The organism is Aeromonas sp. QDB03 (assembly GCF_027707985.1).
GTDB lineage: Bacteria > Pseudomonadota > Gammaproteobacteria > Enterobacterales > Aeromonadaceae > Aeromonas > Aeromonas hydrophila.
Map to the genome: position 1 here is coordinate 821,772 of NZ_JAPCJG010000002.1, position 18,371 is coordinate 840,142.

At 62.3% G+C, this 18,371-nt stretch carries 18 protein-coding genes; 10 read left to right on the forward strand and 8 right to left on the reverse strand.

Features of this window, described 5'->3' with window-relative positions:
* Positions 1–57: 57 nt before the first annotated feature.
* Positions 58–354: a hypothetical protein gene (locus PG900_RS08455; RefSeq protein WP_270799498.1), complete on the forward strand. Its 297-nt coding sequence runs from the start codon at positions 58–60 to the stop codon at positions 352–354.
* A gap of 3 nt (positions 355–357) precedes the next feature.
* Positions 358–1,143 carry a Zn-ribbon-containing protein gene (locus PG900_RS08460; protein WP_039212951.1) on the forward strand — a complete coding sequence of 262 codons (786 nt, stop codon included), beginning with the start codon at positions 358–360 and terminating at the stop codon, positions 1,141–1,143.
* A 69-nt stretch (positions 1,144–1,212) separates the two neighbouring features.
* On the opposite strand, the gene syd is transcribed toward PG900_RS08460, so the two are convergent.
* Positions 1,213–1,761 (reverse strand): SecY-interacting protein, encoded by a 549-nt coding sequence (gene syd, locus PG900_RS08465; protein WP_270799500.1) that lies wholly within the window; start codon positions 1,759–1,761, stop codon positions 1,213–1,215.
* 157 nt (positions 1,762–1,918) lie between these two features.
* Here syd and queF point away from each other — a divergent pair, with 157 nt between their 5' ends.
* The 7 genes from queF to PG900_RS08500 all read left to right on the forward strand — a co-directional run bounded on the left by queF (position 1,919) and on the right by PG900_RS08500 (position 11,038).
* Positions 1,919–2,767 carry an NADPH-dependent 7-cyano-7-deazaguanine reductase QueF gene (gene queF / locus PG900_RS08470; protein ID WP_270799502.1) on the forward strand — a complete coding sequence of 283 codons (849 nt, stop codon included), beginning with the start codon at positions 1,919–1,921 and terminating at the stop codon, positions 2,765–2,767.
* A 134-nt stretch (positions 2,768–2,901) separates the two neighbouring features.
* A complete protein-coding gene (locus PG900_RS08475) occupies positions 2,902–5,172 on the forward strand; it encodes a hypothetical protein (protein WP_017408616.1) in 2,271 nt (756 codons plus the stop codon).
* 90 nt (positions 5,173–5,262) lie between these two features.
* Positions 5,263–6,882, forward strand: coding sequence for a GGDEF domain-containing protein (locus PG900_RS08480; protein ID WP_101614535.1), 1,620 nt, complete (start codon positions 5,263–5,265; stop codon positions 6,880–6,882).
* 150 nt (positions 6,883–7,032) lie between these two features.
* On the forward strand, positions 7,033–8,388 hold the full coding sequence (ppnN, locus tag PG900_RS08485) for a nucleotide 5'-monophosphate nucleosidase PpnN (RefSeq protein WP_011705076.1): 1,356 nt from the start codon (positions 7,033–7,035) through the stop codon (positions 8,386–8,388).
* A gap of 130 nt (positions 8,389–8,518) precedes the next feature.
* Entirely contained in the window at positions 8,519–9,322 is an 804-nt protein-coding gene (gene xni, locus PG900_RS08490) for a flap endonuclease Xni (RefSeq protein ID WP_162902007.1), read from the forward strand.
* 146 nt (positions 9,323–9,468) lie between these two features.
* Positions 9,469–10,479 carry an isocitrate dehydrogenase gene (locus PG900_RS08495; protein ID WP_252451394.1) on the forward strand — a complete coding sequence of 337 codons (1,011 nt, stop codon included), beginning with the start codon at positions 9,469–9,471 and terminating at the stop codon, positions 10,477–10,479.
* Between the two features lie 118 nt (positions 10,480–10,597).
* Positions 10,598–11,038 carry a hypothetical protein gene (locus PG900_RS08500; RefSeq protein WP_270831263.1) on the forward strand — a complete coding sequence of 147 codons (441 nt, stop codon included), beginning with the start codon at positions 10,598–10,600 and terminating at the stop codon, positions 11,036–11,038.
* 71 nt (positions 11,039–11,109) lie between these two features.
* Here the strand turns inward: PG900_RS08500 and rlmM are convergent, their stop codons facing one another.
* The 6 genes from rlmM to dinB all read right to left on the reverse strand — a co-directional run bounded on the left by rlmM (position 11,110) and on the right by dinB (position 17,713).
* Positions 11,110–12,204 (reverse strand): 23S rRNA (cytidine(2498)-2'-O)-methyltransferase RlmM, encoded by a 1,095-nt coding sequence (gene rlmM / locus PG900_RS08505; RefSeq protein ID WP_270799510.1) that lies wholly within the window; start codon positions 12,202–12,204, stop codon positions 11,110–11,112.
* Positions 12,197–12,583, reverse strand: a complete 387-nt coding sequence (locus PG900_RS08510; RefSeq protein ID WP_011705071.1) for a DUF423 domain-containing protein — start codon at positions 12,581–12,583, stop codon at positions 12,197–12,199. The genes rlmM and PG900_RS08510 overlap by 8 nt, the downstream gene beginning before the upstream one ends.
* A 38-nt stretch (positions 12,584–12,621) precedes the next feature.
* A complete protein-coding gene (locus PG900_RS08515) occupies positions 12,622–13,254 on the reverse strand; it encodes an alpha/beta fold hydrolase (RefSeq protein WP_257688779.1) in 633 nt (210 codons plus the stop codon).
* Positions 13,247–14,167: a transcriptional regulator GcvA gene (locus PG900_RS08520; protein ID WP_005303519.1), complete on the reverse strand. Its 921-nt coding sequence runs from the start codon at positions 14,165–14,167 to the stop codon at positions 13,247–13,249. Before PG900_RS08520 ends, PG900_RS08515 begins: the two co-directional genes overlap by 8 nt.
* Positions 14,168–14,450: 283 nt before the next feature.
* Entirely contained in the window at positions 14,451–16,592 is a 2,142-nt protein-coding gene (locus PG900_RS08525) for a methyl-accepting chemotaxis protein (protein WP_270831264.1), read from the reverse strand.
* A 68-nt stretch (positions 16,593–16,660) separates the two neighbouring features.
* Positions 16,661–17,713 (reverse strand): DNA polymerase IV, encoded by a 1,053-nt coding sequence (dinB, locus tag PG900_RS08530; RefSeq protein WP_270799522.1) that lies wholly within the window; start codon positions 17,711–17,713, stop codon positions 16,661–16,663.
* A 132-nt stretch (positions 17,714–17,845) separates the two neighbouring features.
* Between dinB and PG900_RS08535 the strand changes: the two genes are divergently transcribed.
* Positions 17,846–18,058 (forward strand): hypothetical protein, encoded by a 213-nt coding sequence (locus tag PG900_RS08535; protein ID WP_029301604.1) that lies wholly within the window; start codon positions 17,846–17,848, stop codon positions 18,056–18,058.
* A gap of 88 nt (positions 18,059–18,146) precedes the next feature.
* Here the strand turns inward: PG900_RS08535 and nqrM are convergent, their stop codons facing one another.
* The gene (nqrM, locus tag PG900_RS08540; protein ID WP_011705066.1) at positions 18,147–18,371 is read right to left on the reverse strand and encodes a (Na+)-NQR maturation NqrM; all 225 of its coding nucleotides are present in this window, start codon (positions 18,369–18,371) and stop codon (positions 18,147–18,149) included.

Consider the following 18,371-nt stretch of genomic DNA (forward strand, 5'->3'; position numbering starts at 1 on the left):
TGGTTAAGCTCTCTGCCCGTCCAGCCCGAACCACTTTTCATCCTGCGCAGGAGTCCCATGTCAGCCCAAGAGATCATCCGCATCGCCAATGAACTGGCCGTCAAGGGGATCACCCCCTCCACCGCCATGGTCAAGGCCCGCCTCAGCCAGCCCGTTCCCATGGCCGAGCTGCTCAAAGTGCTGAGCCAGTGGAAGCAGCAGCCCGCCAGCGCCCCGGAAGCCGCCAGCACAGCACAGATGACCCCCGCACCCGCCGCCGAGCCCACCCTGCTGCAGCTTGCCGAACGGCTTGAGCGGCTCGAACAGAAGGTGGATCGGCTGACCGAGCTGCTGCTCCAGCAGGGGAAACAGTAAGCCATGTACATCGTCGAACTCTGCTTTGAGTGCTATCGCGACACCTCGCTGGGCGAGGCCGAACGGGCCATCGTCAACTACCTCGACATGCTGCGCTATCAGGGCCAGATCCTCGGCCGGGAGTTCCCCACCAGCATGCACGAGGGCTATTTCGTCAGCCGGGTGGTCTGCCCTGAGCAGGACAGCCTGCACCCGGACAACCAGAGCGAGCAGGTCAAGCTGGCGGAGCAGCAGCTCAATCAGGCCGGGCTGCTCGCCCCCAAACTCCAGTTGCAGGGGGCAGATCTGCTCTCCGACAGCACCGACCCTTGCGGCCATGATGGCGAGCGCCCCAGCTGGATGCTGCTCTACACCAGCTTCCTGCACACCTGTTCGCCGCTGCGCTGCGGTGACCACTTCGCCCCCATCCCGCTCTATCGGCTGCCGGCCGTCGCCAACGGCGACCAAAAACAGATCATCAAGTGGCAAGAGGATTGGGAGGCGTGCGATCAGCTGCAGATGAACGGCTCCATTGCCGAGCATGCGGCGCTGCATGAAATCGGTGAGGTGGGCAGCCGGCTCCATCGCCGTGGCAGCGATCTCGGCAAGCGGCTGGAAGCCCTCACCGGCATCCCCACCTACTACTACCTCTACCGGGTGGGCGGCCGGAGTGCGGCCGAGGAGAAAGCCCGCCCCTGTCCGATCTGCGGCGGCGAGTGGGCACTGGCCGAACCCTTGCACGAGATCTTCGACTTCAAGTGCGATCCCTGCCGGCTGGTCGCCAACCTCTCCTGGGATTTCAAGGACTGAGCCCGGCGGTGAACCAAACAAAAACGCCTTGCCGGTCGGCAAGGCGTTTTTCATTGCAACTGACGCCGTTTATTGCGGCAAAGTCTCCAGCCGCTCGAGGAACGCCGGCAGTGAGGGGGCCAGCACCAACCGGCGACCCGAGTCGAGCCACTCCAGCCACACCTGCCCGCTCTCGTTGTCGAGCGACACCAGTGTCATCTCGTTGCGGGTGGTGGCGATGAACAAAGAGGGTGAGCGCTTCAACTTGCGCAGCATCAGCAGGTGGCCGATGAGGTTCTCCTTGAGCAAGTCGAGATCCGCCTCGTTCCAGGGCAGCACAAACTCGAGCCGCAACCCCTTGTAGAGGCAGGGCACAGGGCGGCTGAACCAGCCACCAAACAGGGCCTGCGCGGCCGGATGCAGGGTCAGCTCGAGCGCCTCGTTCATCGCCGTGAAATCGGCGGGCTCGGCGCGCCGATGCGGGCGCCAGGCCACCCGCCCCTCCTTGGACTCATCCAGCTCGCAGGGGGAGCGCCAGTCTGCCTCCCACTCGCACAGGGGCAGCCCTCGCCTCGCCTCGCCATCGCGCTGCCAGCGCAAAAAAAAGTGTTCCAGGGCAGACAAGACTTGATCCGACATCGAAATTCCCCACAATTGCTGCCAAAGTTCGCTATTGCACCATCAAAGCCATGAGCAGACAAGGTGCAGCGCGGATCGCCAGCCAGCGCTCCCCGCCTTGCCGCCCCCATCGGGCGCATGCTCTGCCATCGCCCATTCAACGTTCGAGTCAGCACACATGAGCAAACAAGAGAGATACGCCGGAGCCAGCGCCCTGCAGGGGCTGAGCCTGGGTCAACAGTCGGCCTACATCAGCCAGTACACCCCGGCCCTGCTGCAGCCGGTGCCGCGCAGCCTGAACCGCGACGACCTCGGTCTTGGCGGCGAACTGCCGTTCCAGGGTTGCGATGTCTGGACCCTGTACGAGCTCTCCTGGCTCAATGCCAAGGGCAAGCCCATGGTCGCCGTCGGCGAGGTCTCGGTGCCCGCCACCAGCGCGAACCTCATCGAATCCAAGTCGTTCAAGCTCTATCTCAACTCCTTCAACCAGACCCGCTGTGACTCGCTGGAAGCGGTGCAGGCCATGCTGGTCAAGGACTTGAGCGCCTGTGCCGGTAGCGACGTGAGCGTCACCCTGTTCCCGCTGGCCCAGGCTCCGCACCACATTGCCGCCCTGCCGGGCGAGTGCATCGACGAGCAGGACATCGCCGTGGACTGTTACGAGTTCGATGCCGACCTGCTGCAAGGTGCGGCCGGCAGCCAGGAGGTGGAGGAGACCCTGCACAGCCACCTGCTCAAGTCCAACTGCCTGGTGACCAGCCAGCCGGACTGGGGATCCGTGGTGATCCACTATCGCGGCCCGCAGCTGGACCGGGAAAAACTGCTGCGCTACCTCATCTCGTTTCGCCAGCACAACGAATTCCACGAGCAGTGTATCGAGCGGATCTTCACCGATCTCAAGCACTTCTGCCGCCCGAGCCAGCTGACGGTCTACGCCCGCTACACCCGCCGCGGCGGCCTGGACATCAACCCGTTTCGCAGCGACTGGGAAGTGGTGCCGGTCAACCTGCGCCTGATCCGGCAATAACCGGTCAACCCGCCGGGCCTGCAGTGCTGCCACGGCCCGGATCGCGGGGCCGGCGCGCAATCTGTCAGTAAACTCTGGACGCACGGGGGCGGGCTTGGATAACATGCCCTCACTCCCGTGCTGCCCTTAATCCAATGAATCAACTGTTTTTTCTGGCAATGATGATGTCCTCCCTGTCGGCTCCTGATCTGGATCTGGCCAAGGAGCAGTTGTCCATCGATCTGCAACAGGCCCAGACCCTGGTGCTGACCGATCCCGCCAGATGCGTGCAGATCACCTCCGCCTTCCTCACCCGCACGGCCAATAATCCCAAGCAAATCATCAGCAATCGCCAAGAGTACGGCTATCGGGAGCCGCTGCTGAGCTATGGCACCGCCGCCCAGGCCACCGGTGCCCACCTGCTCAAGGGGGAGTGCCTGCTGCAGCTTGGCCAGTTCCAGGCGGCGCAGAAATCCCTCGATCAGGGCATCGCCATGGCGGCCAAAGAGCAGCAACTGGAGCTGCAGGCCCACGGCCTCTATCTGAAGATCCGCAGCCAGAACCTGCAGGAGCGTTCCCACGGCGCCAGCGGCGGCCTGCTCGGTCAGCTGGAGACCCTGCTCAGTACCCCCAGCCTGAAAGAGAGCCAGCTGCAGGTTTACAGCCGGCTGCTGCGCACCAACGCCAGCATAGAGGCGCACCAGTTCGACGAGGCCAAGCGTCAGCTGGCCGAAGCTCGCCGCTGGGCGGATCAGACCAAGAATCCGCTGGCCAGCGCCTGGGTCAGCGCGGTGAGCGGCGACCTCTACCACGCCCTCAAGCAGCCCCAGCTCTCGCTGGGCGACTACATCGATGCCCAGCAGCAGGCCAGAGGGTTGCAGGATCCACTGTTTCTCGGCCTGCTGTCTAACCAGATAGTGAACCTCTATCAGGAGGAGCAGGAGCCGCAGAAGGCGCTGCAATACGCCAACGAGGCGGCCAACTACTTCCATGCCCTCGGCAATCCCTCCCTGCTGAGCGACGCCCTCATCGTGCTGGCCCGCCTCAACCGGGAACAGGGCGAGATGAACATGGCGCTGGTCTACTTCTTCAATGCCCTGGATCTGCTGGACGAGGGCAACAACCGCACCCGCATCGCCCACCTCAAGTACGAGATAGGCAAAACCTATCTGGAAACCGGCAACCTGACCCTGGCCCGCAACTACCTCACCGCGGCCCGCCAGTCCCACGAGCTGGGGGACGACAAGGAGCCGCTGATCGACACCCTGCTGCTGCTGGGTGAGCTGCACCTCAAGCAGAAGGAGGCGGGCATCGCCATCCTGCAGCTGGAAAACGCGCTGGCACTGGCCAACCAGATCGGCGACGCCCAGCGCCAGTTCGAGATCTTCCGCCTGCTCTCGGCGGCCTACGAGCAGAAGGGCTATCTGCAGCAGGCGCTGGACAGCTACAAGAATTTCCACCAGCGCAGCGAGCAGGTCCGCCAGCAGCAGGTCGATCTGGAGCAGGAGGCGATCCGCGACAACTACGCCCAGGTGGAGCGGGAGCAGCAGATCAAGGAGCTGCAGCAGCAGCTGAGCACCAGCAAGCATCAGCAGGATCGCTACCTCTGGTCGAGCGTGGTGACCGGTCTGTTGCTGACCCTGTTCATCTATCTGTTCTTCACCCTCTGGCTCAAGCTGCGGGTCGCCCGTCTGCAGGGCAAACAGCTGGGCGAGGCGCTGCTGCTCGAGCCACGCACCGGGCTGGCCAACTGGCAGCGACTGATGAGCCGCTGGCCGCGGGAGATGGCCAAGCGCCAGCAAAAATCCGAGCGCTGGTATTTAAGCGAGCTGCCCACCAGCGAGTTCGACGACAAGTTGCATTACCTGCTGTTTCGGGTGCCCTTCCTGGTCAACAGCCTGGAACAGCACGGTTATCAGGTGAGTCGCGAGATAGAGCAGGCCTTCGGCGCCTACGTCAACGGCCTCACCCCGCAGGATGGCCGCATCTACGACCTGCGTGAAGGCCACCTGCTCTATGTGGTGCCCCAGCGCCATGTGGAAGACCTGCACCGACTGGCCCGCGAACTGCTCGCGGCACTGGCCGAATTCCCCTGCCAGCACCCGCTCGATCGCCACATCAGCCTCGGCATCGTCAGCCACCCCTTCCTGCCCAAGGCGGCCACCGCCCTCGATCATCACGGCCTGTTCGACCTCTGTTATCTGGCCCTGGCAGGAGCCATTCAGCTCAGCGAAAAACACCAGCAAAGCGTCTGGCTGGAGCTGGCCGCCATCGATTGCCAGCAGGCCGCATTTTTTAATGGGGATGTGTGGCAATGCTGCTTGATGGCAATTGACAAGGGACTGGTAAAAGTAAATTCTTCTCATGAAAAGCAATGGGTTAATTGGCTTCGACTTTCACGGACGAAAGCGCCGGTTGATCAATGACAAATAGATAATCAACTGGGTCTGGAACTGGGTTCGACCGCTGTTGCTATCCAACACAACAACGATAATGACAACAGGGCGACCTGAATAATGAATGATATCGCTGCCGTAGCCGGACAATTGGCCAGACTCAGGGAATCCCTTCAGCAAAAGCAGCTGGAGCTGGACGGCGTCGTCTCTTTCTCCGACACCGAACGCGCCCGCAGCATCCAGTTCATCGCCAAGCTGATGCAGGCCTGTCGCGGCCACGATCGCGAGCTGGACAACAAGCTTGCCAAGCTCAAGCAGAAACTCGATGGCAACCCGCCGCTCTCCTCCCTCGATGCCGACCTCGCCGTCATCGAGAAGCTGCTGCAGCAGCACGGCAATGCGCTGGAAGAGTCCATCTCCCTGACCAAGTCCACCATCGAGCTCGGCAGCAAGCAGCTCAAGGCCCTCAAGGGCTTCCCGGAGGAGACCCGCAAATCCCTCAAGGAGTTTCTGGCAAGCCCGGATGGCTATGGCATCGGCGATCACCAGAAGAAGGTGATCCGGTTGCTGGAGTTCTACCAGCAGGCCATCAAGATCCAGCTGCTGCCCACCCAGCCCCTGCTGGCCCAGAGCACACCCGCCGGCAACCAGGCAGAAACGGCCACCGACCTAGCCACGCCGGAGCCGGGCGCCCCCTTTGACGTCAAGGTACATGCCCACATCGCCGACGAGCTGCAGCGGCTCATCACCGAGCTCGACTTTGCCGGCGCCGTCGGCGAGAGCCTGGCGGACATTCGCCGCCAGCTGCTCAATGGCATCACCCCTCCCCTGCTGGCGGAGATCTGCCTGCAGGTGATCGAGCTCATCATCGAGGGCACCCGCGAGGAGCGCAAAGCCTCCCAAGCGTTTCTCAGCACCCTCAACGAGAGCCTCTCGGCGGTCCACTTCAGCTTCACCGAATCCCTCGACGAGGGGCGCGCCCTGCAAAGCGCCACCCTGGATACCCGCAAGGCCATCGACAGGGAGCTCAAGGCCATCGATCACACCCTGGCCAGCCATGACACCATTGATGACCTCAAGGGGGCCATCTCCGGTCACATGGGGGCCATCAACTTGCTGCTGCAGGACAGGGAGGCCATGGCCGCCCGCGAGCGCCACCTGCTGACCCGTCTCTCCACCATGGAGGCCAAGCTGCGGCTGATGAAGGAGGAGACCGCCGAATACAAGAAGCGGCTCACCATCCAGAAACACAAGCTGTTCCTCGACAGCCTGACCCAGGTGCACAACCGGGCGGCCCTCGACGAGCGGCTCGAGCTCGAATACAAGCGCTGGCTGCGTTACAACACGCCGCTGTGCCTGGCCATCATCGATATCGACCACTTCAAGCACATCAACGACAACTACGGCCACATGGCCGGCGACAAGGCGTTGAAGGTGGTGGCCAAGGCGCTGCAGGGGGCCCTGCGCGACACCGACTTCATCGCCCGCTTCGGTGGCGAGGAGTTCGTGGTGCTGCTGCCGAACATCAACCCGGACAAGTTCCAGAAGCCGCTGGAGACCTTGCGCCAGACCATCAAGAGCATTCCGTTCCGTTTTCGCGATGCCAGGGTCGAGATCACCATCTCCATCGGTGCCACCCTGTTTAGGGAGGGGGATCACACCACGGACGCGTTCGAGCGGGCCGACAAGGCACTCTACAGCTCCAAGAACTCGGGTCGGGATCAGGTCAATCTGGCCTGATCGGCGACTAAAAAAGCAGCAAACGCACTTTCCCCCTATTCCCCTGCCCCACCGCTTACATCTACTATCAAATTCAAGGGATGCCACAGGGCATCCCGTTTTCTCCCCAGGGAAAAGCACAACGATAACAAGCGAGTGAAAGGGGAACCTATGATTACGCACATCAATCCAGTCGGCAGCATGGACTTGCTGTCCCAGCTCGAGGTGGACCGCCTCAAGCAAACCGCTTCCAGCGATATCTATCAACTGTTTCGCAACTGCTCGCTGGCGGTACTCAACTCCGGCAGCCATACCGACAGCTCCAAAGAGATACTGGAGCGCTTCAAATCCTTCGATATTCATGTGATCCGGCGCGAGCGCGGGGTCAAGCTCGAGCTGTTCAACGCCCCCGAGCACGCCTTCGTCGATGGCGAGATCATCCGCGGCATTCAGGAGCACCTGTTCTCCGTCCTGCGCGACATCCTCTACGTGTCGACCCAGCTGGAGTCCAACCGGCTGGTCAACCTGACCAGCTCCACCCACATCTCCAACGTGGTGTTCGCCATCCTGCGCAACGCCAAGGCGATCCTGCCGGGCGCTGACCCCAATCTGGTGGTCTGCTGGGGCGGTCACTCCATCAACGAGATCGAGTACCAGTACACCCGCGCGGTGGGCAGCGAGCTGGGCCTGCGTGAACTCAACATCTGCACCGGCTGCGGCCCGGGAGCCATGGAGGGCCCGATGAAGGGCGCCGCTGTCGGCCACGCCAAGCAGCGGGTGCGCAACGGCCGCTACATCGGCCTCACCGAGCCTTCCATCATCGCCGCCGAGCCGCCCAACCCCATCGTCAACGAGCTGGTGATCCTGCCGGACATCGAGAAGCGGCTGGAGGCCTTCGTGCGCCTCGGCCACGGCATCATCATCTTCCCGGGCGGGGTCGGTACCGCCGAAGAGCTGCTCTACCTGCTCGGCATCATGATGCACCCGGCCAACGAACGGCAGCCCATGCCGATCATCCTGACCGGCCCGAAGGAGAGCGCCGATTACTTCCGCGCCATCGACGACTTCGTCAAGGCGACCCTGGGCGAGCCGGCCACCAGCCTCTACCGGATCATCGTCGGCGATGCCCCGGAAGTGGCCCGGGTCATGAAAGAGGCGATGCCGAAGATCCGCGAATACCGCAAATCGGTCGGCGATGCCTACTCCTTCAACTGGTCGCTCAAGATCGAGCCGGAGTTCCAGCTGCCGTTCGAGCCGGATCACGCCAACATGGCCAGCCTCGACCTTCACCGCAACCAGCCGCCCCAGCTGCTGGCGGCCAACCTGCGCCGTGCCTTCTCCGGCATCGTCGCCGGCAACGTCAAGGAAGGGGGCATCCGCGCCATCGAGAAGAAGGGCCCCTTCAAGCTGCACGGCGACAAGGAGCTGATGCACCTGATGGACAAACTGCTGGAGAGCTTCGTCAAGCAGCAACGTATGAAGCTGCCGGGCAGCCAGTATGTGCCCTGCTATGAAATCGTGCGCTGACGGACAGCACAGCTGAAACGAGGGGCGCATGGCGCCCCTTTTTTGTCGCAGGGGATGCCCGCGGCCATCAATCCCCCATCGAGCCCGCTGGTTTGTTACAATGGGGCGTCCCGACTGCCAAGAGTGCCCCATGTCAAACCCAAGGCCACACCTGCTCATCATCGATGCCCTCAATCTCATTCGCCGGCTGCACGCGGTTCAGGCCCAGCAGGCGCTGACCCCGGCCCAGGCGTTGATCGCCACCCGTGCCAACCTCATCAACACCTGCCGCAAGCTGCTGGCCGCCAGTGAGCCGACCCACGTCATCGCGGTGTTTGACGGCGAGGTGCACAGCTGGCGCAAAGAGGTCTACCCGGCGTACAAGGAGGGGCGAACCCCCATGCCGACCGAGCTGCGCGAGGGTTTGAACGAGTTGCAGGATGCGTTCTGGGAGTGCGGCGTGGACGCCCTGCTCTCCCAGACCGACGAGGCAGATGATCTCATCGCCACCCTCGCCAGCGGCATTGCCCAGCACGGTGCCAGAGCCACCATCATCTCCACCGACAAGGGGTTCTGCCAGCTCATCTGCCCGCAGATCCAGATCCGCGACTACTTCAACAAGCGCTGGCTGGATGCCGCCTTCGTCGAGCAACAGTACGGGGTGGCGCCGACGCAACTGGTGGATTTCTGGGCTCTCACCGGCATCGGCGGCTCCAACATCAAGGGGGTGCCCGGCATCGGCCCCAAGACCGCCACCCAGCTGCTGCAGCAATACGGCGATCTGGCCAGCCTGCTGGCGGCCTGCCAGCAGGAAGACGCCGCCAAGGCGCTGCTCAAGCTGCGCCAGCACCAGGATGAGGCCCTGCTGGCCCAACGGCTGGTGCGCCTGCAGCGGGACATTCCGCTCGGCTTCAACCTGCGGGAGATCCGCTACCCACCGGCTCCCGAAGCCTGATAAAGCGAAACCGCCAACCATGACCGGACTCACTCTCGCTGTTGACAAAAACAGATAGAATGTAAAGAAACATGGAGGGTTAGGTGTAGAAATGGTATAAAACCGCCGAATCCTCCCCCTCTGTTCCCTAGAAGTGGATACGTCTCATGTCAAAAAGAAAAATTACCGTCATCCCGGGCGACGGCATCGGCCCCAGCATCATCGAATCCGCCATCCAGATCCTGACCCACGCCGGTTGTGACTTCGAATACGAATACGCAGACGCCGGCCTGGTGGCGCTGGAGAAGCACGGCGAGCTGCTGCCCCAGGCGACGCTGGATCTCATCGAGAAGAACAAGGTCAGCCTGAAGGGCCCGCTCACCACTCCGGTCGGCGGTGGCTTCACCTCCATCAACGTCTCCCTGCGCAAGAAATTCAACCTCTACGCCAACGTCCGCCCGGTGCTCTCCTTCAAGGGGACCCGCAGCCGTTACGACAACATCGACATCATCACGGTACGCGAGAACACCGAAGGCATGTATTCGGGCGCCGGTCAGAAGCGCAGCGACGACAACAAGAGCGCCGAGGCGATGAGCATCATCACCCGCGAAGGGGCGGAACGCATCGTCAAGTTCGCCTTCGAGCTGGCGCGCCAGGAAGGACGCAAGAAAGTCACCATCATCCACAAGGCCAACATCCTCAAGTCCACCTCCGGCCTGTTCCTGGAAGTGGCCCGTGAAGTGGCCAGCCGCTACCCGGACATCCAGAGCGAAGAGATGATCGTCGATGCCGCCTGCATGAACCTGGTGATGTACCCGGAGCGCTTCGACGTCATGGTCACCACCAACCTGTTCGGCGACATCCTGTCGGACCTGTGTGCCGGTCTGGTGGGGGGCTTAGGAATGGCGCCTGGCGCCAATATCGGCGATGGCGCCGCCATCTTCGAAGCGGTGCACGGCTCGGCGCCGGATATCGCCGGCAAGAACATCGCCAACCCGACCTCGGTGATCCTCGCCTCCATCCAGATGCTGGAGTATCTGGGCATGCAGGACAAGGCCGAACGGATCCGTGAGGCGGTACGCGCCACCATCGAATCAGGCGACCGGGTGACCCGGGATCTGGGGGGCACCGCTTCCACCAGCGAGTTCACCCAATCCATCATCGACCGTTTGCAATAACACCCAAGATATTGATTTTAAAAGGGAGCTTCGGCTCCCTTTGTTTTATCTCGCGGCGCTCTCCCCCCTTTGTCGATTGGCTACTATGTTCAATAGATAAGGGATAAGGAGATCCATTATGCGCGCTATCGTTACCCTGCTGCTCATCAGCAGCAACGCCATGGCAGTAGACAGACCGCTCGAGAATGCCTGGCCGCAATTGCCCCCCTCTTCCCAGCAGGCAAGCCAGGTCTGGCGCTCCAACGTGGATACCAACGACCTGCTCAAGGCACCCAAACCGCTCTCCTTCGGGATGGATGTCGTGACCGACAGCGATGGCAACAGTCAGGTCACTCCCTACCAGAAACTGAACCTGACCGCCGAGAAGAGCGTGAGCCTCTCCTTCGAGCAGCACAAACCCAGGATCAAGTTCAAGACCGCCGGCATGAATACCTCCATCAAGCTGCGCGGCAACGGGGTGAAGCTGGAGTTCAGCCCGACCGATCGCACCATACCGCTCGACATCGAGCTCAAGCTCACCGACGGCGAATCCTCGCTGCGTTTCGATTACCGTTTCTGATGGCGCTGAAATCACAAGGCCGACAACCCGTGGGTTGTCGGCCTCGTGGTCAGTGGTTTGCCGCTAAGCAATTACTCCTTGGCGGAGAGCTTGGAAACCCAGTACTTGTTGTAGACGTGCACCGTGATCTCTTCGCGATCGTGATAGAGCTGCTTGGCCTGGATCACGAAGGCATTGTCGATCTCCTTGAGCAGCTCGCGCAGCACCTCGATGTTGTGCACTGCCTCGGCGTAGCGCTTCTTCATCGGCAGCTTGAGGTTGAACATCGCCTCCTGGCAATCGCTCTCCCGGAACCAGTCGGCGATCATGTGGGTGACCCGCGCCGGCTTGTCCACCATGTCGCACACCAGCCAATAGGTGTTCTTCTTGCTCGGACGCCACACGAAACCATCATCGCGGATGTGCTTGACCTGACCGGTATCCATCAGGGACTGGGCCATCATGCCGTTGTCCACCGCCGTCACCATCATGCCGCGACGTACCAGCTGATAGGTCCAGCCACCCGGGCAGGCGCCCAGGTCGACGGCCTTCATGCCGGAGGTGAGGCGCAGGTCCCACTCTTCCCGCGGCACGAACACGTAGAAGGCCTCTTCCAGCTTAAGGCTGGAGCGGCTCGGGGCATCGGCCGGGCAGCGCAGACGCGGGATGCCCATGTGGAATTCGGAGTTGTTGAAGGAGTAGGAGTAACCCAGCAACACGTGATCATTGGCCAGGAAGAAGGCGTGGAACACCGGCCGGTGCGGCGTCTCCTTCTTGGTCAGCAACTCGTTGCCACGCAGCGCCTGGCGCAGCGGCACGGTGAACTTGCGGCAGAAGGCCGACAGCTCTTTTGCCTCGTTGGTATCGGCGGTTTCCACCCGCAGATCGCCGCAGATGGCGTACTCGCGGGTCGCCTCCAGGATGGGGGTGATGCGATCCGACAGATCCAGATCCTTCAGCTCATGGGTCACCACCAGCATCTGGCGAATGAAGATGAGCTCTCTGAACGGCAACTTGCGCGCCAGCAGATCGGCCTGCTCCTCGTCATACAGCTCGAATATCACGTAACCGCTGTCGTCCTTGACCCGGGCGAAACCGTAGCACTGCATGTTACTGGCACGCTCGGTGATCTCTGCCGCCGCCTCTTTCTCAAAACCGGGGCGGCAATAAAGCAGCAGATTATTCATTTTTTCCTCCAAGACGACAGCCAGCCCATATCAGAGCCGCCCATCCCAACATAAAACAGAGGCCACCGGCCGGGGTAATCAGCCCCAGCCCCTTGCTGCCGAGCAGCACCATGGCATAAATACTGCCGGAGAATCCCAGGATCCCCAGCACGAAGGCGGTGCCGGCAAAGGTGATGACCTTGCTGCGCACACCGCACCACCCCAGCACCAACAGGGCCAGGGCGTGGAAAAACTGATACTGCACGGCGGTATTGAACGCCGCCAGACGTGAAGGCTCGATCCCGCTGGCCGCCAGACCATGGGCACCGTAGGCCCCCAGCAGGGTTGCCGTCAGGCCGAACACGCCCGCCAGCACCAGCCAATGTCGATGGAATTGCATCCCTTGCCTCCTCGTCGTTCCGCTTCCCATCCTCACGTTTACGTCGGGATGGTCGCGATGAAGTTCTTGATCTGCCCGGCCGCCTGCCGCAGGTTCTCCTGCTCGCTCACCCCGCTGCTCTTGCGCGGTTTGAAGCCATGATCACCATCGGTCAGCCAATGGACCGATACGGCGGGTGAGAAGGGAAAATCAGCCAGTTCGGCACGGGTGCCGAAAGTATCGCGCTCCCCCTGCAACAGCAGGGTCGGCGTCTTGATCTGCTTGAGCACGTCACCCCGCCAGCGGTCGGGGTTGGCCGGGGGGTGGAAAGGATACCCGAGAATGAGCAATCCTGCAGCATTCATCTCGTCCTCGCCATCCTGATAGAGTTCGGCCGCCATCCGCCCGCCCATCGACTTGCCGGCCAGAAACAGCCGGGGATGAGCAAACTCCTTCGCCATCTGGCGCCAGTGCGCCAGCAGCACGGGTTGCCTGTCCGGTGGTCTGCGTTTGCCATCCAGCGCACGCTTGCTCATGTAGGGGAAGTTGAAGCGCACCACCTCGATGTCCGGCCCGGCCAGCAGGCGCGACAACTCGGCCAGAAAGGCATGCTCCATGCCCGCGCCGGCGCCATGGGCCAGCAGAATGCGGACAGGGGCATCGACAGCCCCCTCCCGGATCACCTCATGCATCGGCCAGCCGTGCCCGGCGACGGGCCTCCTCCTGCTCCACCAGCTCCAGCATCCAGTCGCGGAAGGCTACTATCTTGCCCTGATCGGACTGCTGCTCCTGGCACACCAGATAGAAGGCGTTCTTGCTCACCAGCACCTGCTCGAACGGGCAGATGAGGCGGCCGGCCTCTATTTCGGGCTGGGCCAGCACGCTGTGACCAAGGGCCACCCCCTGGCCGTGAATGGCCGCCTGGATCACCATGGTGGAGTGGCTGAAGATGGGCCCCTGATTGACGTTGGGCGCATCGATGTCGAGCTGGCGAAACCAGGCCTTCCAGTCGCGGCGCGAGGTGTCGTGCAGCAGGGTGTGGCGGGTCAGATCGTCCGGGGTACGCAGCGGCTTGGGGCCGGTCAGCAGCAGCGGCGAACAGACCGGGATCAGATACTCGGTGTGCAGCTTGTCGGCGCGTAGCCCAGGCCAGTTGCCACGGCCGTAATAGATGGCCACATCCACATCGTCGGTGAGCGAGCCCTCGTCCATGTCCACCGCCTTGATCCGCACATCGATGTCGGGGTGGCGCTCGCTGAACTTCACCAGCCTGGGCACCAGCCACTGGATGGCGAAACTCGGCTGCAGGGAGACGGTGAGCGCCCCCTTGGCGCTGCGCGCCAGCAGCTTGTCGGTCGCCTCCGAGATGGAGGTGAAGATGTCCTTGATGTCGAGGAAGTAGCCCTGCCCTTCCTCGGTCAACAGCAGGGAGCGGTTCTTGCGGCGAAACAGCTTGATGCCGAGGTACTCTTCCAGCGCCTTGATCTGGTGACTGATGGCGGCCTGGGTCACGAAAAGCTCTTCCGCAGCCCGGGTGAAGCTTAAATGACGAGCCGCGGCTTCGAATGCTTTCAGTGCATTGAGCGGGGGTAAACGACGAGACATGAGACCAGCCGACGATGAGTTTTTCTAATGGGCCGCATTATAATTTGTCGGTTGCGGGTCGACCAGTGAATAAACATAATTCGCTTCGCAATCCGTTGTCATATGGCTCACTTTTTCTCTTCCATGTTGGTTTACATGTGATTTTTGTGAGTCACTGGACTGCGATTGTGGTGTTGTGTTTCTTCCTCTGCGGGAAGAGGGGTTTAAATCGGACCGATTTAACCCAGTCTGTCATCTGAATGTGTTTGGCGCCTCCGGTTGGATGGCGCCTTTTTTCTTATCCCTATACCTTGAACTGCCCCACCAGTTGCTGCTGCTTGTCGGCCAGCGCCGACAACTCGCGACCGTTTTCGGCGGAGCTGGCCGCCTCGGCACGGATGGTGTGGCTCACGTCGCGAATGTTGCTGACGTTGCGATTGATCTCGTCCGCCACCCCGCTCTGCTCCTGCGCCGCCCTGGCAATCTGCTCGTTCATCTGATGGATGGTCGCCACCGCGTGGATGATCTGCTCCAGCACGCTGACCGACAAGTCCACCTTGGTGAGCGTCAGATCCGCCTGGCTGTGGCCGGTCATGATCGCCTTCACCACGGCCTCGGTACCGGACTGCAGCTGGCCGATGAGGGTCTGGATCTCGACGATGGCGTTCTGGGTGCGACCCGCCAGGTTGCGCACCTCGTCCGCTACCACCGCAAAGCCACGGCCCTGCTCACCGGCCCGCGCCGCCTCGATGGCGGCATTGAGCGCCAGCAGGTTGGTCTGCTCGGCGATCCCCTGGATCACCACCAGAATGTCGTTGATGTTCTCGCTGTTGGCTGACAGGTGCTCCACCACCGGCTTGGCGTCGCTGATCACCGCCATCAGCTTGCGCATCGCCTCCTGGGTATCCGCCACCACGTACTTGCCCTCCTGCGCCGCCGTATCCGCCTGATTGGCCGCGGCCACCGCCGAATTGGCATTGCCCGCTACCTGCAGAGCGGTGGCGCTCAGCTCCTCGAACGCGGTCGCCACCAGATCCACCTCCTGATACTGGGCCTGCATGCCGGCACTGGTACGCTCGGCAACGCTGGCGGCCTGTTCGGCGCTGGCCCGGGTGCCAGCAACGGTATCGATGACCTGGCTGATGGTGCTCTGCAGTTTGTTGAGGAAGCTGTTAAACCACTTGGCCAGCTCGCCAATCTCGTCGTCACGGCGCAGCTCGATGCGCTGGGTGAGGTCCCCCTCGCCGCTGGCGATGTCCTTGAGGCGGGCCACCACGGCGCGGATGGGGGCCACTATCTGGTGGGCCATCAGCCAGATGCAGATCAGCGCGACCGCCGAGATGAGGCCGCCGATGAGCAGCTGGGTCATCACGCTGCGGCTGGCCTGACCGGAGAGCTCGTCCTGCAGCTGGAGGGCCGACGCCAGCACCACGCTGCGCGGCAGTTCGATGTAGATGCCCCATTTCTGCTCGGTGCCCCGCATCTTGACCGGCACGAAAGTCTGCAGCAGGGTGCCGTCAGGACTCCAGCGGCTGCTGACCTGTCCCTGACCCAGCCAGCCCAGCAGCTCGCCGGCCAGGGTCTGATACTGCTGGCCGAGCGGGCTGCCCAGGGTGACATCAAAACCGTCCACGCCGGCGACACGGCCCTGGCTGCTGACCAGCAGCACCTTGCCCTGCCCCTCGTAGAGCTCCTGATCCATCTCCTTGACCAGGCTCTGCAGCGCGGTCAGCGAGATATCCACGCCCACCATGCCGAGCAGCTTCTCTTGCTCCAGCAGGGGCACGGTCACCGAGGTCATCAACACCTTCTGCGAGCCCACATCATCGAGGTAAGGTTCCAGCAGACAGAGCGCCTTGCTGCGGATGCTGCAGCGATACCACTCGTTCTCCACTCCGCCGGCCACCGTCGGGCTCTGGTCCGCCAGCACGGATTCGTTTTGCACCTCGGGTTCTATCTTGCCGTCGACCCGCGCCCAGTAGGTGGAGAAGCGGCCCTGATCGTTGGAGCCCAGCGCACTGGAGCCGTGATAATTGCTGTCTTCACCGTCGAGCTGATCCGGCTCGAACACCGCATAGACGCCGAGCAGGTTGTCAGAGGAGGCGGCCGCGTCGTGCAGTTGCTGATTGACGGCGGTGCGCAGCGTTTCGGAGGAGCCGAAATTGTCGGCCGCATTCTTGCGCTGGAACAGGATCCCCTGCCCCAGTAGGGTGGCCCGGAAGTAGGCCTCGTCCAGATAGCTGGTCACCTTGGCCGCCTGCTCGGAACCCATCGCCTTCATCCAGTTTTCGGCCGCACTCTGGGCTTCCGCCGTGGTGGAGGTCAGCACCTGATCCTGCATGTTGGCAGCACTGAAGAGGGAAGAGGCCACCAAGGCTCCGGCACTGGCCACCAAACAACAACCGGCGATCAGGGTGATCCGCCCCTGAACAGAAAGAGAACTCATGCCACCATTTCCTAGCTTTTTACAGATGTGATCAGTGTATCGGTTTTAGAAACAAAAACTTAACCTTATCACGCTAAATCCAGGGCAAGTTGGTTCACTTCGCCGGCTGCGGGCAGGCCGACCACCAATCCCAGTAGCCGAATGGGTTTGCCCTGCGCCCGCAGCAAGCCTTCGTGCAGCAGATCGTGAAACCGCTCCGGCTGGTAACCGCCGCGCCGGTAGACGGTGGTCTGCTGAAAATCGGCGAACTTGAGCTTGATCCCCTGCCCCATCAGCTGCTCCTTGCCGTGGCTGACCGAGAAACGCTGCTCCAGCTCGGGGATGAGCTGGCGGAGCACCTGCCAGCAGGCGGCCTCATCCAGCACGTCGCTGGCGAGCGTCGTCTCCACCCCGATGGTCTTGCGCACCCGCTGGGCCTGCACCGGCTGCTCGTCGTGGCCCCAGATCCGCCCGGCCAGCATCTCCCCGAGCTTGCCGAAACGGGCGATCAGCTCCTCATTGCCGAGCTGGCGGGCATCTTCGCAGGAGTAAAGGCCGAGCGACTCCAGCCGGTCCGCGGTCTTGCGGCCGATGCCGGGCAACTTGCCAAGCGGCAGCTGGCGCACGAACTCATCCACCTCCTGCGGGCGGATCACGAACAGTCCATCCGGCTTGCGCTGCTCGGAGGCGAGCTTGGCCAGAAACTTGTTCGGCGCCACCCCGGCCGAGCCGGTCAGCCCCAGCTCGGTATTGATCGCGGCGCGGATCTCGCGGGCCATCAGGGTGGCACTGCCACCACAGCAGGGGCTCATCGTCACATCGAGATAGGCCTCATCGAGGGAGAGCGGCTCCACCTGCTCGGTGTAGCGCAGGAAGATGGCCCGCAGCTGACGGGAAACCTCCTTGTAGACCGCCATCCGACCGGGAATGAGCACCAGCGGCGGGCAGAGCTTGCGAGCCAGAGCGCTCGGCATGGCGGAGCGCACCCCGAAGCGGCGCGCCACATAGTTGCAGGTCGAGATGACGCCGCGCCTGTCAGCCGAGCCGCCGATGGCCAGCGGCACCTCGCGCAGGGCCGGGTTGTCCCGCATCTCTACCGCGGCATAGAAGCAGTCCATGTCGATGTGAATGATCTTGCGCATACCACTGTACGAATAAACAGGTAACCTGCCTATGCTAACCCAGTGCTGCCATTTCTGCCATCGGCATGAAATGAGGGTCAGATATAGACTCTTAAGGCACCATTGGTTAGCGCATCATGCAAGGAGGGTGAGATGAAGATAGGTTGGCTGGGATTGGGGCTCTGCCTGCTGGCACAGCCGGGCAGCAGCAAGGACAACCCGACCGCCGAATGCAGCTGGCTGTATGACCGCATCGCGGCGCTGGAGCAGGCCATCAAACAGGGCGACGAGCTGGGCACCCGGGAGGAGCTGGCACGCTGGCGGGCTGAGTTCAAAAAGAAAGCCTGCCAGCAATACGACTACTGAGTCTTTTGCAAAAAATAACGGGCTGACCATCAGGTCAGCCCGTCGGTTATCCGGCACGGGGTCGAGTACGACTGGGCGCCCTGTCCGCTCAGATGATCCGGTTCTCCGCCAGCATCTTGCGACGGGCCTCTTCCTTGGCCATCTTCTTCTTGCGGTTGTCACAGGGTTCCGGGCAATCACACTCTTTTTCGATACCTATGCTGCCGAGCCCGCCGCAGGAGCCGGAGATGGTCTTCTTCTGGAAGATGTAACCGATGGCCATGGCCACCACTACCGCCAGAAATACCCCGAAGGTGATCAAAAAAATCTGCAT